The organism is Kribbella sp. NPDC023855, from assembly GCF_040639475.1.
Taxonomy (GTDB): domain Bacteria; phylum Actinomycetota; class Actinomycetes; order Propionibacteriales; family Kribbellaceae; genus Kribbella.
The window spans coordinates 53,117-67,700 of the sequence record NZ_JBFAAA010000011.1 but is presented as its reverse complement, the minus strand read 5'-3'; the positions used below and the strand labels follow the sequence as shown (position 1 = coordinate 67,700).

The following is a 14,584-nucleotide window of genomic DNA, read 5'->3' as shown; positions in this document are numbered from 1 at the left end:
TATGGTGCGGTCTGCAAGTCGACTGAAGTTCCACCCGCCCCGGCCGACCGGTCGCAGGGCTGACCCTCTCGATACGGTGTGATTGGGCGATGCGTAGACGTCTGCTCGGGGTATCTCTGTGTGCCCTCGGTTTTCTGGCCCTGACCGGCGTACCGGCCGGCGCGACCGACCAGAGTGGTCAGGCCGGCCGTTCGGCGACCGCCGACCCGGTCGTGACCAACTTCGACAGCACCGTCCGGGTGGAGAAGGACGGCTCGCTGAAGGTCGCCGAGACCTGGAAGCTGAGCAACGTGACCGGGACCTTCACCCGGTTCGTCGTCACGCGTGACCACCTGCCCGACGACGTCGACCACGTGCAGAAGATCGAGGACCTGGTGGTCAAGTCCGCCGGGACCGAGAAGAACAAAGAGCTCAGCGTCAACGGCGACATCAGCTCGATCGCCGTGGCCGACCTGTCCGGGGACACCGTGCTCGAGTTCACCTACACGGTCAAGGGCGCGGTGGTGAACACCCTGAACGGCACCGAGGTGCGGTTCTCGCCGCTGACCGGGCTGAGCCTGACGGTCCAGGACGCCAACATCGTCTTCAGCACGCCCGAGGTGACGCACGTCTCCTGCTTCGCCGGCGCGATCGACAGCAACACCCCGTGCACGCTGGCGCAGCTCGGCGAGACGGCCGGTCCGACCTTCAAGCAGCAGGGCCTGCCGCCGGGCAACACGGTCCGGATGACGGTCGGCTTCCCGAAGGACGTCATCGCCGCCAACTCGATCGTCGAGTACCGCAAGACGTTCAAGCGCGCCTTCTCGACCGACACCGCCCAGCTGATCACCGCGCTCGCGGTGCTGCTGCTCGGCGCGCTCGCGCTGGCGATCCTGTACCGGTTGCGAGGCCGCGACCAGGTCGACCCGCGCCGCGTCGTACCGGCGTCGCTGTTCAGCCTCGGCCAGGACACCCGGATCGACTTCACCCCGCCGGCCGACCTGCGGCCCGGTGAGGTGGGCACGCTGATCGACGAGCGGATCGACCCGGTCGACGTCACCGCCACCATCATCGACCTGGCCGTGCGCGGTCACCTGACGATCACCGAGCTCGAGCACGAGACCGAGTTCGCCCGGCCGGACTGGGAGCTGCGCCGGGTCGCGAACGCGCCGGCCGAGGAGCTCCAGCGCTACGAGAACGTCCTGATCCGCGCGATCTTCGGCGACAACGACACGGTGCTCGTCTCCGAGCTCGGCCGCCAGGTCCGCGCGAACCTCGGCCTGGTCCAGGACGCCCTGTACGACGGTGTCGTCAAGCGCGGCTGGTTCACCGAGCGCCCGGACCGCACCCGGTCCCTGTGGGCAACCATCGGCATCGCGGTCACCGCACTCGGTGTCGTCCTGACCGTCGCGCTGGCCCTGCTCTCGACCTGGGGTCTGCTCGGTCTCGCGGTCACCGCGGTCGGCGTAGGCCTGCTCGTCATCGGGCGCCACATGCCCGCGAAGGCACCGGCCGCCGGTCGCGTGCTCGGCCAGGTCGCGGCTATCCGCGGCGAGCTCCTGGAGATGGACGTCAGCGAACTGCCGTCCGACCAGCACGCCGAGCTCTGCTCCCGCGCTCTCCCGTACGCCGTTGTCCTGGGCGGCTCCGAGCGCTGGATCGACGCCCTGGTCGCGACCGACACCAACGAGGAAGAGGACGAAGGCTTCCACTGGTACCGCGGCCCGCGTGGCTGGCACCTCCAGTACCTGCCCGACTCCCTGCGCAACCTGACGACCAACCTGACGGGCGCGCTCTTCACCCGCTAACCGGGAAGAGTGGTGAGGTGCTCCCGGCGATACTGGCCGGGAGCAACGCCGTACGCACGTTTGAAGGCTTTCGCTAGCGCGAACTCGGTGGCGTAGCCGGTTTGGCCGGCGATGGCGCGCAAGGGTGCGTCGGAATCGCGGAGCCGGCGGGCGGCCAGAGTCATCCGCCACCAGGTCAGGTAGGCCATCGGAGGCCGGCCGACGACGTCGGTGAATCGCTTCGCGAAGCTGGCCCTGGACAGTCCTGACAGCGCGGCCAGTTCCTCGACAGTCCACGGGTGGTCGGGCCGGCCGTGGATACCGCGCAGCGCGGCCATGATCGCCGGATCGCCAAGAGCGCCGGCCCAGCCGCTGGCCGGGTTTCCGGCCTGTTCGTCGAACCAGGCCCGCAGGACGAACAGCAACAGCATGTCGACCAGCCCGGACAAGATGGTGGAAGTCCCGGCTCGCGGCCGGCTCAGCTCGGCGCCGAGCAGTTCGATCGCGCCACGCAGCGAGGTATGTCCGCCGACCCGCAGCGGTAGGTGGATCACTTCGGGCAGTTCGTCGAGTAGCGGGTGGCTGTTCGCGCGGTCGAAGTAGTACGCGGCGCAGAGCAGAGAGGTCGATGAACCGGCGCCCTCGATCGTCATGACGTCGACAGGCGCGGCGTCGTCGACATCGTCGAGCCGGAAATCGACCAATGGACTGTCCGGTTGGTCTGCCAGCGCGTAGCCGGTCCCGTGCGGCACAAAAACGACGTCGCCGGCGGTGAGCCGGATCGGTTCGCCCTTCGCGGGGAGCAGCCAGCAGGACCCCTCGATGACGACGTGGCACCCGGCGCCCTCACCAGCTGGGAAGCGGACTCCCCACGGCGCCTCGGCCTGGGTCCGCGCGGCGTGCGGACGGCCGGTCCGCAGCGCGGTCAGGACGTCGCTCAATACATCCACAATCGTCACTGTAACTCAGACGGCTGGATATGAGTTCCAGCGTTGTAGCCATGTCCGGAACGCGGCCCCGCTCCCTAGCGTGGAGTTCCGGACAAATCAATGCTGGAGGATCCACATGTCGTTTTCCGTTGTCGTAGGTGCCGGTGGCACCGGCCGGGCAGTCGCTCGCCAGTTGGCGGAAGCGGGTGAGCAGGTCCGTCTGGTGTCTCGCCGCGGCACCGCCTCGGGTCATCCCGGGGTGGAAGTCGTTGCCGCCGATGCCAACGATGCCGACCGGCTGACCGAACTCACCGCGGGCGCCACCACTCTGTTCAACTGCGCCATGCCGCAGTACGACCGGTGGCCCACCGACTGGCCACCGCTCGCGGCCGCGCTGCTGACCACGGCCGAACGCACCGGCGCCGGGTACGTCGTACTGAGCAACACCTATCCATACGGCCCGGTTGCCGGGCCGATGACGGAGTCGTTGCCGATGGCGCCGACCACCGTGAAAGGCCGGGTTCGCGCCCAGATGTGGACCGATGTCCTCGAGGCTCACCAAGCGGGCCGGGTTCGGGGTACGGAGGTCCGGGCCTCAGACTTCCTCGGCGTCGACACGCTCTCCGTCTTCAACCTCGTCGTACTGCCGGGCCTGCTGACCGGACAGCGGGCTGCGTATCCGGGCAACCTGGACGTGGCCCACAGTTGGACCTATGTGGAGGACGCCGCCCGCACACTGGTCGCCGCCAGCCGGTACGACGGTGTGTGGGGGCAGGTCTGGCATGCGCCCTCCACCTCGACGCTCCCGGTCCGCGACCTGACGAGCCGCCTCGCGGAGATTGCCGGAGCACCTGAGCCGCAGTTGGTGGCCATGTCGGCCGAGGAGCTCAGCAAGCTGGCCGAGACCGACTCGATCATGGCCGAACTCATCGAGATGCAGTACCTCGACCAGGAGCCTCACGTGCTCGACTCGACCCACACCGAGCGAGTCCTCGGCGTCAGCGCCACCCCGCTCGACGAGGTCCTCACCGAGACGGCCAAAGCGCTCGCGAGCTAGCTGAGAAGAACGACGGAACCGCCCGTACGCCGCCCCCGGCACACGGGCGGTTCCTGTTTGTGGGGGAACTACCAGTGGGTCTGGCCGGTCCTCGCCGGCAACGGCTGGTCGGCTCGGTGGATCACGTAGACCAGACCGCCCGAGTGGGGAACCCAGGCGTTCTCGAAGGCCTCGCGGTCGTAGGTGGTGCGGACCTGGTCGTTCGACGCGATCAGGTGAGAGGCCGGGTCGTTGACGACCACGTTGCCGGCGGCATCGAAGCCCACGATGACCATCAGGTGGCCGTTGGTGCCGTAGCCCGCGCCGGGGAGATCGCCCTTCTTGAAGGAGAGTGAGGCGATCAACGGGATACCGGCCTTGATGAACTGCTCGGCCTCGGTGAGCGACCCCAACCGGGTGACGAACGCGTCCAGGCCGCGCGTACCGGCGTACGCGGTGTTGAAGGGCCAGTTGCCGGCGCCGTCGTAGGCGTAGTCGAAGACCGAGCGGGCCGCGTGGTCGACCTGTGGGTCGGCGTCTGCGGGATCGACCCAGGCTGTCTCGGCTGCAGTCGGGCCGGCGCCGTAGTAGTCGAGCACCATGGCCGTAGAGGTGGCAGAGCACCAGGCTTCACCACCACCGTCCCACTGCGGGTAGTGGCCGATGTGGGTCTCCTGCGAGTACGTCGGTACGTCGAGCACCTGCCCTGCGGCTCCACCGGGTGGGCTGACGGGGACCTTCTTCACACTGGGCAGCCGCGACGCCATGGCCCCGACCGATCTGACTACTGGACTCTGGGTTGTCCCAGAGAGCCGGTACAGGGAGACCTTCAGTTGCCAGCTGCTCAGGCTGCGACCGGTCGCCGCTACGAAGGTGTCGACGGCAACGGAACCATTGGTGTCGCCCTGGCTCGGTACCGAGGTGCGGTGGATGTCGCCGGCCGAGGTGTCGTCTCCACCGCTCCAGCGGCCGAGCACGTACCACTTGGTGGTCGCGCCGAGGTCCGTGCGGCCGGCCATCGCGACCTCCACCCAGGTGCCGGGCGGAGTGGTGGCGTTCCACGAAGCGATCAGCTCGGTCAGGCCGTAGCTGGTCGGCACGAGCGGGGACGTCCAGCTCGTCCGGTCGTAGCTCTTCGCGGAGCCGTCGCCGAACGGATCGACGTACGAGGTGGTGCCGGTGGCGGTGCCGAAGGTCAGGCTGTCACCGGTGACGGTGGTGCCGGCCGGGGTGCCGGAGAGGAAGTCGGCGGACGACGTCCACGTCTGGTAGGTGATGTCGCTGCGCTGAGGAACTTTCGTGGCCTCACTCGGGACGGTCGCGAGGCTCAGCACGACGACGCCGCTGATCAGGGCGGCGAGGGGACGGGCGGCAGTCATGTTCCGACGGTAGACCCGCTCGTCCCCGCTGTCGCGGTGAACGCGTGCCGCGATGTGTCGAGCCTTGGTTAATTAGTAACCGAGCCATCACCCGGCGGCATCAGCGGGCTTTCCACTCCTCGGCGAGGATCGCGAAGACCAGTTCGTCGGTCCACTCGCCCTTGAGGAACTCGTTGCGGACGAAGTGCGCCTCCTGGCGCATCCCGAGCCGCTTGAGCAGCGCGGCCGAGCCGCCGTTGCGGGCGTCCAGCCGGCCGATGATCCGGTGCCAGCCGAGCTCCTCGAAGCCGATCCGGAGCAGCTCGACCGACGACTCGGCGGCGTACCCGCGGCCGTGGAAGTCGGGATGGAAGACGAACCCGATCTCCCCGGTGCGCTGCGCCGCGCTGTTCATGAACAGGGTGACCTCGCCCGTGTGCCGGCCGGTCTCCCGCTCGATCACCGCGAGGGTGAGCGCCTGGCCGTCGGTGTCCAGCGGTACGTCGGCCAGCCGGCCGGCCAGGGACTCCTTGACCTGCTCCGGCGTCTTCGGTTCGTACAGCAGGAACCGGGTGACCTCAGGGCTGGACTGCAGCTTCAGCAGGTCGTCGTAGTCGGTCTCGAGGTAGCGGCGAAGGGTCAGGCGGTCGGTCTCGATCGGCAGGGAAATGGTCACTGGTCGAGCCTAGGGACCCGCCGCAACCCGATTTTGCCGTCGGTGAGCGCAAGCCCGCCTGTGGAGAATTGTCAAGAGCAGTGCTGAATCACCGTTACCCTTGATTGGTGACACTTCGCTTGTACGACACCGCGACAGCAGCAGTGAGGGATTTCGAACCGGTCCAACCGGGCAAGGTCGGGATCTACCACTGTGGGCTGACGGTGCAGGGTGCCCCGCACGTCGGGCACATCTACAAGGAGATCGTGTTCGACGTCCTCCGGCGCTGGCTCGAGCGCTCCGGGTACGAGGTCACCGTGATCGCGAACGTCACCGACATCGACGACAAGATCCTGGCCAAGTCGGCCGAGCGGCAGGTGCCGTGGTGGGCGCACGCCTACGAGTTCGAGCGCGAACTGCACTGGGCGTACGACGTACTGGGCTGCCGTCCGCCGACGTACGAGCCGCGCGCCACCGGGCACATCCCGGAGATGCTGGTGATGATCAGCGAGCTGATCGAGCGCGGGCACGCGTACGTCGCACCCGACGGCTCCGGCGACGTGTACTTCGACGTGAAGTCGTGGCCGGCCTACGGCGAACTGTCGAACCAGCGGATCGACGACATGGAGGCCGCCGAGGACGCGGACCCGCGCGGCAAGCGCGACCCCCGCGACTTCGCCCTCTGGAAGGGCTACACCGACGGTACGCCGCGGACCGCCTCCTGGCCGGCTCCCTGGGGCGCCGGCCGTCCGGGCTGGCACCTGGAGTGCTCCGCGATGGCGGGTAAGTACCTGGGCGTCGAGTTCGACATCCACGGTGGCGGTCTCGACCTGCGCTTCCCGCACCACGAGAACGAGCTGGCCCAGTCGAAGGCGGTCGGGCAGACGTTCGCCCGGTTCTGGATGCACAGCGCGCTCGTCACGGCGGCCGGCGAGAAGATGTCGAAGTCGCTCGGCAACGGCGCCATCGTGCGCAACGTCGTCGAGCAGGTCCGCCCGATCGAGTTGCGGTACTACCTGGTCAGCTCGCACTACCGCTCGGTGGTTGAGTTCTCGATGGCCGCGCTCGAGGAGGCCGCGACGGGTTTCCAGCGCATCGAGGGCTACGTCGGCCGGGCGACCGAGGTGACCGGTGGCGTCGAGCCGGCGGCCGCACTGCCGGAGGCGTTCGTCGCCGCGATGGACGACGACCTCGGCACGCCGGCCGCGATCGCCGTACTGCACAACACCGTGCGGGACGGCAACAAGCTGGTCGCCGACGGCGATTCGGCTGCCCTGCAAGAGAATCTGGCCGCCGTCCGGGCGATGCTCGGTGTACTCGGGCTGGACCCGCTGGCCGAGCCGTGGGCCTCCCGGGCCGGCGGCACCGAAGAGCTCACCGAGGTCGTCGACGGCCTGGTGAAGGCGCTGCTGGACCAGCGGCAGGCCGCCCGTGAACGCAAGGACTATGCCGCGTCGGACGAGATCCGCGACCGGCTCAAGGCGCTCGGCGTCGTCGTCGAGGACACCCCACAGGGTGCCCGCTGGACGATCGCCGGGCCCGAACCGACCGAAGGAAACTGAAGTGCCAGGCAGTAGTCAGCGCAAGGGCGCCATCCGCAAGAAGCCCCGGGGCAACCCGACCGCCGGTTCCGGTGGCCGGGTCCGCCGCGGCCTGGAGGGCAAGGGCCCGACGCCGAAGGCGGTGGACCGCACCAAGCACCCCGCGCACAAACGGGCGAAGGCCAAGGAACGCGCCGAGAAGCGCGGCAGCCGCCGGCCGGACCGCAAGGACACCGAGGCGACCGTCGAGTGGGTCTACGGCCGCAACCCGGTGGTCGAGGCGTTGCGCGCGGGCGTTCCGGTCAGCGCGCTTTATGTTGCCGAAGGCACCGAACGTGACGCCCGGCTGCGCGAGGCGCTGCTGATCGCCACCGAGCACGGCATCTCCCTGCTCGAGGTGCCGCGGACCGAGATGGACCGGCTGACCAGCCACGGCGCCCACCAGGGCCTCGCGGTGCAGATCCCGCCGTACGAGTACGCCCACCCGGACGACCTGCTGTCCCGTGCGCACGACGCCGGCCAGGTGCCGCTGATCGTCGCGCTCGACGGCGTCACCGACCCGCGCAACCTGGGCGCCATCACCCGTTCGGCTGCGGCCTTCGGGGCGCACGGCGTGCTGGTGCCGGAGCGGCGTACGGCGTCGATGACCGCGTCGGCGTGGAAGACCTCGGCCGGTGCCGCGGCCCGGATCCCGGTCGCCCGCGCGACCAACCTGAACCGCGCGCTGAAGTCCTACAAGGACGCCGGCCTGATGATCATCGGCCTCGACATGGGCGGCGAGGTGGAGCTCCCCGACCTGGAGGCCGCCACCGAGCCGATCGTCCTGGTCGTCGGCAGCGAGGGCAAAGGCCTGGCCCGCCTGGTCCGGGAGAACTGCGACCTGATCGTCTCCATCCCGATGACGACGGCCACCGAGTCCCTCAACGCCGGTATCGCCACCGGCGTAGCCCTCTACGAAATCTCCCGCCGCCGCGGCTGATTCCAGCACCACGCCGAACGCCCTCTGCCATCACTGGCAGGGGGCGTTTCGTTGCTGCCGGCGGTCGCGAACTCTTGTCACTTAACCGGGTAAGTGCCACTCTGAGTTCTCGGGTCCGCGCGCGGAGTCACCGGCAGCCGGTTCCGAGCGCGGCCAGTTGTATCCGCCCCGCGGCGCGATCGGTCGCTCGCGCCCGCATTCCCCGAAGGATCGAACATGAAGCTCCGATTACTGTCGCTGGGAGCGCTCCCAGCACTCATCCTCTCGCTGCTCACGCTGATGCCGTCCACCCCGGCCGGCGCTGAGCCCGCCGCCCCGGCGCCGGGCTTCCACATCAGCGGCCGGAACCTGCTGGACGCCAACGGCACCCCGTTCGTCATGCGCGGCACCAGCCACCCGCACGTCTGGTACCAGGGTGAGACCGGGTCGTACGCCGAGATCGCAGGTCTGGGCGCCAACACCGTCCGCGTGGTGCTCGGCAGCGGCCAGCGCTGGGGTCCGAGCCCTGCCGCCGACGTCGCCAACGTGATCAGCATGTGCAAGGCGAATCGCTTGGTCTGCGTGCTGGAGGCGCACGACACGACCGGGTACGGCGAGGACGCTGCCGCGGCAACGCTGGACCAGGCCGTCACGTACTGGAACAGCATCCGCGAGGTGCTGGTCGGCCAGGAGGCCTACGTCCTGATCAACATCGGCAACGAGCCGATCGGCAACACCAACCCGGGGCAGTGGACGACCGCCACTGCCAACGCCGTCCAGCGGATGCGCACGCTCGGGTTCCAGCACACGCTCGTCGTGGATGCGCCGAACTGGGGTCAGGACTGGAGCAACACCATGCGCGACAACGCGCAGACGGTCTGGAACGCCGACACGCTGCAGAACACGCTCTTCTCCGTCCACATGTACCAGGTGTACGGAACCGCGGCCTCGATCAAGAGCTACTTCGACGCGTTCGCACAGGCCGGCCTGCCGCTGATCGTCGGCGAGTTCGGCCATGAACACCAAGGCCAGAACGTCGACGAGGACACCATCATGGCCGAGGCCCAGGCCCGCGGGATCGGCTGGATGGCCTGGTCGTACAGCGGCAACACGGAGCCCTATCTCGACCAGACGGTGGCCTTCGACCCGACACAGCTGACGACCTGGGGCCAACGGGTCTTCAAGGGACCGAACGGCGTCTCCGAGACCTCGCGGTGCGCAACGGTGTACTCCGGCTGCGGCCCCGGCGGCACGGCCCCAGCCGCACCCGGCGGACTCGCAGTCTCCGGTACTACGTCCAGCTCGGTCTCACTGTCGTGGACCGGCTCTTCCGCCGCCACCCAGTACCAGGTGCAGCGGGCCGTCGGTGCCTGCGCCGCGAACAGCACCTTCAGCCAGGTTGGCAGCACTGCCGCCTCGACCTTCACCAACACCGGTCTGACGGCAGACACGTCCTACTGCTACCGGGTCACGGCCTCGAACGCCGCCGGTACCTCTGCGCCCTCGGCAGTGGTGACGGGCAAGACCACCGGTGGCGGCGACCCGGGAGGTGGCTGCTCGGCCGTGTCGACTGTGCAGAGCCGGTGGGACAGCGGGTACGTCGTACAGCCGGTCACGGTGACGAACACCCGGACGTCGGCGATCACCGGCTGGAAGGTGACCTTCACCCTGCCGCCTGGTCACTCGATCGCCGGTTCCTGGAGCGCGACACTGTCCGGGACCACCGGCACGATCACGGCAACGAGCCTGTCCTACAACGGCAACCTGGCCGCCGGCGCGAAGACCACGTTCGGCTTCCAGGTCACCAAACCCGGCGGGGACGCTCAGAGCCCGACCGGATTCACCTGCACGGCCTCCTGATCCGCGCACTGATCTCCGCACGGTGAACGACGAACGCCCCCTGCCGCGACCGGCAGGGGGCGTTCTGTTGTCTGTTGATCAGCAGGCGCTGGTGATCAGTAGACGCTCACGCCGTAGCGGCTGAGGACCTCGTTGACGGGCTGGAAGAACGTCGTACCGCCGGAGGAGCAGTTGCCGCTGCCGCCGGAGGTGAGGCCGAGCGCGATGCTGCCGGCGAAGAGCGGGCCGCCGGAGTCGCCGCCCTCGGCGCAGACGTTGGTGCGGATCAGGCCGGTGACGGTGCCCTCGGCGTAGTTGACGGTGGCGTTGAGGCCGGTGACCGAGCCGCTCCGGACGCCGGTGGTGCTACCGCTGCGACGGACTGCCTGGCCGACCGACGCGTTCCCCGACGCGGTGATGTCCTGGTAGGAACCGTTGTAGAGGTACACGTTGCCGGGGTGGTTGGTGTACGACGAGCTGTACCGGACGATGCCGTAGTCGTTGCCCGGGAAGCTGGTGCCGGTCCGGGTGCCGAGCACGGTGGTCTGCGACGAGTTGGCGTACCAGGTGCCGGCCGCGTTGGTGCAGTGGCCCGCGGTGATGAAGTAGTACGTCGTACCGCTGCGGACGTTGAAGCCCAGCGAGCACCGGTAGCCGCCACCGTAGATGGCCTGGCCGCCGCTGATGTGCTTGCTGAGTTTGCCGTTCAGCTTCTCCAGGGTGACCTGGCTGCCGAAGCGCTTGGTGACCGCGGTGAGTGCGTTGAACTTGGCGCCGGTCACGGTCTCGTCGTACGAGACGATGATCCGGCCGGAGGCCTCATCCGTCATCCAGGCGGTGCCGGGGATGGATGCTTCCTTGGCCAGGGTGGAGGTGATGGTGCTCGCCGAGGCGATCGACTCGGGACCCGGAGCCGCGCTGGCCTGGGTGGAGAGCAGGGCGGTGGTCGTGGCCAGACCGGCGGTAGCCAGCAGGGCAACGATGGGACGGAGTTTCATGGTTGTGCCTCCTCACGATGAGGACGCGCTCGGGGCGGGTGCGTCCTTGACTCAACCGTGATCTGTTCTACCTGAAACTGTCATAAAGTGCGCGGGCGAACTCAGAGCGTAAGGGTAATCCTTCGCGCACTCTCCGTGAGGGAGATCGAAAGTCAGGCCCTGATCTGGTAGTGCAGGGTGGAGCCGAGCACCTGCCGCCCCTGCTCGACCGCCGCGTGATCCACGTCCACCGCGACGTCGTCGCCGTCCACGGTCACCGTCATCACCCCGTTGTCGAACCACGGCCCGTACGCCGTCCGCCAGCTCGCCGCGACGTCCGGTACTCGGGCCGACCGGGCCAGCCGGTGCAGCACCTTCGTCAGCACCCGGCTGTCGAGCAGCTTGTTGGCGAGCTGGATGTGCCGCCCGACCGGGTTGCGGAACGGCGACATGGTCAGCTGCCGGATCGCAGTACCGGGGTGGTCGGCGTCGCGGAGTGCGGCTTCGGTCAGGTAGCTGCAGTGCACGTCGCCGGACAGCATCAGGATCGAGGTCGGCGGATCGTCGGAGCGGACCAGATCGGTCAAAAGGTCGGTCAGATCGTCGAAGGAGTTGCGGAACGAGGCCCAGTGCTCCAGATCCATGCCCTGCCGGATCTTCTCGCCGAGCCGCGCCCCGGGCCGGCCCCAGGCGCCCGACGAGATCGCCTCGTCCCAGCCCTCGAGGTGGTGCAGTCCGGGCGACAGCAGGAACGGCAGGGTCGACGCGAGCAGCAGATGGTGGATCGGCTCGACCGCGTCGACCGTGTGCCGCCGGACCCACTCCCACTCGTGTGCGTCCACCATCGCCCGCTCGCCGGGCTCCAGATGCCTGGAGCAGCGAGAGTCCACAGCGACCAGCCGGACGCCACGAGACCGGGCGCCGAAGTCGCGGTAGAAACTCCACCGGGTCGAGGCCGGGTCCTCGTCGGCCTCCCAGGCGAAGGCGTCGAGGTAGGAGCTGCGCTCGTCCTCGTGGTCCAGCCCGCGCATCGCGGCGTACGTCGGATCCTTGTCCAGCTGCTCCGGCGACAGGTTGCCGAGGTGCTGGTAGACCCAGTACGAGGCGTAGGCGCCGACCACTCGGTCGTGCCACCACGGCTGTGTGCTGACCCAGCGCCGCCACGTCAGCGACGTGTTCCAGTCGTCGCGCAGATCGTGGTCGTCGAGCAACATGCACAGCGGCACGGTCGAGAACAGCCACCGGACTGCCGGCGTCAGCCAGGCATCGTCGTACAGCCAGGTGTACTCCTCGAAGTTGCCGATCTCGTCGGCGACCTCGGACCCCTGCCGGCCACCGTGAGCCGACCGCAACTTCTCCAGTACTGCGTCCGACGGGTCGTCGGCGTAGACCTGATCGCCCAGCAGCAACAGTGCGTCGGGCCACTCGGCGTCACCGGCGGCCATCCGCTCGGCCAGCGCCACCAGGGCGTCCGGCCCGAAATCCTTGAATCCCTGCTCGTCGAACGGCGCGGACCGCCGGCACGATCCGAAAGCCAGCCGGAAGGCCCCGTCGGCCTGGGGCGTCCGGATCACACTCGGCCCGTAAGGACTGTCGTCCAGCGGCCACACCTTCGCGCCGTCCAGGTGCACCTCGTACGGCGTCACGCTGCCTGGCCGCAGTCCTTCGACCAGCACGAGTGCGTAGTGGTGCCCGTGCACCGACCACGTCTGGGCGCGGTGCCCGAGGACCTCGACCTCACCGGCCTCGGTCGTCTCCACCCAGACGGTCGCCCGCGTTTCGTCGACGTACCGGAGCAGAGGCCCCAACTTCAGCTGCATTCAGAAAACGCTACCGGTCGGGGCCAAGCTCAGGAACGGATCAGTAGACGGAGACGCCGTACAGCTTGAGCGCCTCGTACACCGGCTGGAAGTAGGTGACGCCGCCCGACCTGCAGTCGCCGGTGCCGCCGGAGGTCAGGCCGAAGGCGTACTGGCGGTAGAACAGCGGGCCACCGGAGTCGCCGCTTTCGGCGCAGACGCTGGTCCGGATCAGGCCGGCCACGCGGCCGTCGTCGTAGTTGACCGTGGCGTTCAGGCCGGTGACGCGACCGCTGCGGAGACCGGTGGTGGAACCGCTGCGGTAGACCAGCTGGTTGAGGCCCGGGTTCATCGCCGTGGTGATGTCCTGGGAGCGGCCGTTGTAGAGGTTCACGCTGCCACCGGGCTTGAGACCCGTGCGGTAGGGGACCAGCGCGAAGTCGTTCCACGGGTAGCTGGAGTGGTGGACCGTGCCGATCCGGTTCGTGTGGTTCGCGTCGTGGTACCAGTTCGCGGCCTCGTTGGCGCAGTGGCCGGCCGTCAGGAAGTAGAACCGCCCCTTGCGCTGGACGTTGAAGCCGAGCGAGCAGCGGTAGTCGCCACCGTAGATGGCCCCACCGCCACCGAGGTGCTTCTTCAGCTTGCCAGGGAGCTTCTCCAGCACGACCTGGTTGCCGAACTGCTTGGTCACTCTGGTCAGCGCGGTCAGCTTGCCGCCCACCACAGTGGAGTCGTAGGAGACCACGATCGTGCCGTCGGGCTTGGTCATCCAGGCCGTACCGGGGATCTTGACGTCTTCGTTCAGGGCGGCGGTGATGGCAGCCGCGGTGCGGGGTTCACGCTGCGTGGGGACGGTTGCGGGGGCAGCGGTCGGGGCAGCCGTGGGGGCGGCAGAAACGGCGGCGGCGGGGAGGACGGTGAGGGCTAGGGTGCCGGTGGCCAGCATCGCCACGGCGCGGCGGAGGTGGGCTGTCGTCATGGGGACAGCCTTCCACTGCCAGAGGTTCAACCGCGCGAGATTGACCGGTTGCTGACAGCGATTTCCCGGCCTGCTCCCGTTCTAGTCCTGGCGGAGTGAGTGCAGCACGAACGAGGAGAGCTCGCGGTACGCCTCGGCGTCGGTCAGGCCGGTCCGCCGGGCGATGTCGCCACGCTGGATCGCCTGCATGGTGTGCGCGATCATCTCGGCGGCGAAACCGATGTCGACCGGCCGGAAGACCCGGGCGGCGATGCCATCCTCGATCAGCGAGCGGACCCGGTCGGCCGCGATCCGGGTGTTCCGCTCGTACACCGAGCGGGCCGGCGCGAACGTCGAGACGTCGTCCAGGAAGGTCCGGCTGGCCGGCCGCAGCGCGTCGGCGACCGCGTTCAGGTACGCCGCGATTCGGCGGTCCGGCCGGGTCTGCTTGGCGACCGCCGACTCGACCTCCGCGGTGGCGTTCTTGAAGTAGTGCTTGACCACCTCGACGGCGAGCTGTTCCTTGCTCGGCGCCAGCGCGTACAGGGTGGTTTTGCTGCAGCGCAGCTCGGCGGCCAGGTCGTCCAGGGTGAATCGGCTGAAGCCTTGGGTGAGGAACAGGGACAGGAGCCGGTCGAGCAACTCCGACTGCCTGCGGGTGCGGCGCCCAGGGACGACTGTTGTCATATCGAGACAGCATAGAACGATACTGAACTATGTTCTTCAGTATCAATCGTAGTATCGTTTCGGTAGCTGTTGAGAGGAGTG

12 protein-coding genes are annotated in these 14,584 nt (G+C 68.6%); 5 read left to right on the top strand and 7 right to left on the bottom strand.

Annotated features, from left to right (window positions below; genetic code table 11):
- The first annotated feature begins 89 nt into the window (after nucleotides 1-89).
- Nucleotides 90-1,787, top strand: coding sequence for a DUF2207 domain-containing protein (locus AB0F51_RS30525; protein ID WP_360285438.1), 1,698 nt, complete (start codon nucleotides 90-92; stop codon nucleotides 1,785-1,787).
- Here the strand turns inward: AB0F51_RS30525 and AB0F51_RS30520 are convergent.
- Nucleotides 1,784-2,716 carry an AraC family transcriptional regulator gene (locus AB0F51_RS30520; protein WP_360285436.1) on the bottom strand — a complete coding sequence of 311 codons (933 nt, stop codon included), beginning with the start codon at nucleotides 2,714-2,716 and terminating at the stop codon, nucleotides 1,784-1,786. The two genes, AB0F51_RS30525 and AB0F51_RS30520, sit on opposite strands and share 4 nt — an antisense overlap.
- 115 nt (nucleotides 2,717-2,831) lie before the next feature.
- Here AB0F51_RS30520 and AB0F51_RS30515 point away from each other — a divergent pair, with 115 nt between their 5' ends.
- Nucleotides 2,832-3,752 (top strand): NAD-dependent epimerase/dehydratase family protein, encoded by a 921-nt coding sequence (locus tag AB0F51_RS30515; RefSeq protein ID WP_360285434.1) that lies wholly within the window; start codon nucleotides 2,832-2,834, stop codon nucleotides 3,750-3,752.
- A gap of 68 nt (nucleotides 3,753-3,820) precedes the next feature.
- Here the strand turns inward: AB0F51_RS30515 and AB0F51_RS30510 are convergent, their stop codons facing one another.
- Entirely contained in the window at nucleotides 3,821-5,110 is a 1,290-nt protein-coding gene (locus AB0F51_RS30510) for a peptidase C39 family protein (RefSeq protein ID WP_360285433.1), read from the bottom strand.
- Nucleotides 5,111-5,210: 100 nt separating this feature from the next.
- Nucleotides 5,211-5,765 (bottom strand): GNAT family N-acetyltransferase, encoded by a 555-nt coding sequence (locus AB0F51_RS30505; RefSeq protein WP_360285431.1) that lies wholly within the window; start codon nucleotides 5,763-5,765, stop codon nucleotides 5,211-5,213.
- A gap of 107 nt (nucleotides 5,766-5,872) precedes the next feature.
- Between AB0F51_RS30505 and cysS the strand changes: the two genes are divergently transcribed.
- The 3 genes from cysS (at nucleotide 5,873) to AB0F51_RS30490 (ending at nucleotide 10,103) form a co-directional block, all read left to right on the top strand.
- Nucleotides 5,873-7,306: a cysteine--tRNA ligase gene (cysS, locus tag AB0F51_RS30500; RefSeq protein ID WP_360285430.1), complete on the top strand. Its 1,434-nt coding sequence runs from the start codon at nucleotides 5,873-5,875 to the stop codon at nucleotides 7,304-7,306.
- 1 nt (nucleotide 7,307) lies between these two features.
- On the top strand, nucleotides 7,308-8,264 hold the full coding sequence (rlmB, locus tag AB0F51_RS30495; protein ID WP_360285429.1) for a 23S rRNA (guanosine(2251)-2'-O)-methyltransferase RlmB: 957 nt from the start codon (nucleotides 7,308-7,310) through the stop codon (nucleotides 8,262-8,264).
- A 216-nt stretch (nucleotides 8,265-8,480) separates the two neighbouring features.
- Nucleotides 8,481-10,103, top strand: coding sequence for a cellulase family glycosylhydrolase (locus AB0F51_RS30490; protein ID WP_360285428.1), 1,623 nt, complete (start codon nucleotides 8,481-8,483; stop codon nucleotides 10,101-10,103).
- A gap of 95 nt (nucleotides 10,104-10,198) precedes the next feature.
- On the opposite strand, the gene AB0F51_RS30485 is transcribed toward AB0F51_RS30490, so the two are convergent.
- From AB0F51_RS30485 to AB0F51_RS30470, 4 genes are all read right to left on the bottom strand, one after another.
- The gene (locus AB0F51_RS30485; protein ID WP_360285427.1) at nucleotides 10,199-11,080 is read right to left on the bottom strand and encodes a S1 family peptidase; all 882 of its coding nucleotides are present in this window, start codon (nucleotides 11,078-11,080) and stop codon (nucleotides 10,199-10,201) included.
- 152 nt (nucleotides 11,081-11,232) lie between these two features.
- Complete coding sequence (locus AB0F51_RS30480) at nucleotides 11,233-12,879, bottom strand: alkaline phosphatase D family protein (protein ID WP_360285426.1); 1,647 nt, start codon at nucleotides 12,877-12,879, stop codon at nucleotides 11,233-11,235.
- Nucleotides 12,880-12,919: 40 nt separating this feature from the next.
- Nucleotides 12,920-13,837, bottom strand: coding sequence for a S1 family peptidase (locus tag AB0F51_RS30475; protein WP_360285425.1), 918 nt, complete (start codon nucleotides 13,835-13,837; stop codon nucleotides 12,920-12,922).
- Nucleotides 13,838-13,918: 81 nt separating this feature from the next.
- Nucleotides 13,919-14,503 carry a TetR/AcrR family transcriptional regulator gene (locus tag AB0F51_RS30470; RefSeq protein ID WP_360285424.1) on the bottom strand — a complete coding sequence of 195 codons (585 nt, stop codon included), beginning with the start codon at nucleotides 14,501-14,503 and terminating at the stop codon, nucleotides 13,919-13,921.
- Nucleotides 14,504-14,584: the final 81 nt, after the last annotated feature.

Bases quoted from the DNA above. Each gene is read 5' to 3' on its own strand.
- AB0F51_RS30510 (WP_360285433.1), bottom strand. From the start codon at position 5,110: ATGACTGCCGCCCGTCCCCTCGCCGCCCTGATCAGCGGCGTCGTCGTG.
- AB0F51_RS30515 (WP_360285434.1), top strand. From the start codon at position 2,832: ATGTCGTTTTCCGTTGTCGTAGGTGCCGGTGGCACCGGCCGGGCAGTC.
- AB0F51_RS30525 (WP_360285438.1), top strand. From the start codon at position 90: ATGCGTAGACGTCTGCTCGGGGTATCTCTGTGTGCCCTCGGTTTTCTG.
- AB0F51_RS30480 (WP_360285426.1), bottom strand. From the start codon at position 12,879: ATGCAGCTGAAGTTGGGGCCTCTGCTCCGGTACGTCGACGAAACGCGG.
- AB0F51_RS30470 (WP_360285424.1), bottom strand. From the start codon at position 14,503: ATGACAACAGTCGTCCCTGGGCGCCGCACCCGCAGGCAGTCGGAGTTG.
- AB0F51_RS30490 (WP_360285428.1), top strand. From the start codon at position 8,481: ATGAAGCTCCGATTACTGTCGCTGGGAGCGCTCCCAGCACTCATCCTC.
- AB0F51_RS30475 (WP_360285425.1), bottom strand. From the start codon at position 13,837: ATGACGACAGCCCACCTCCGCCGCGCCGTGGCGATGCTGGCCACCGGC.
- AB0F51_RS30485 (WP_360285427.1), bottom strand. From the start codon at position 11,080: ATGAAACTCCGTCCCATCGTTGCCCTGCTGGCTACCGCCGGTCTGGCC.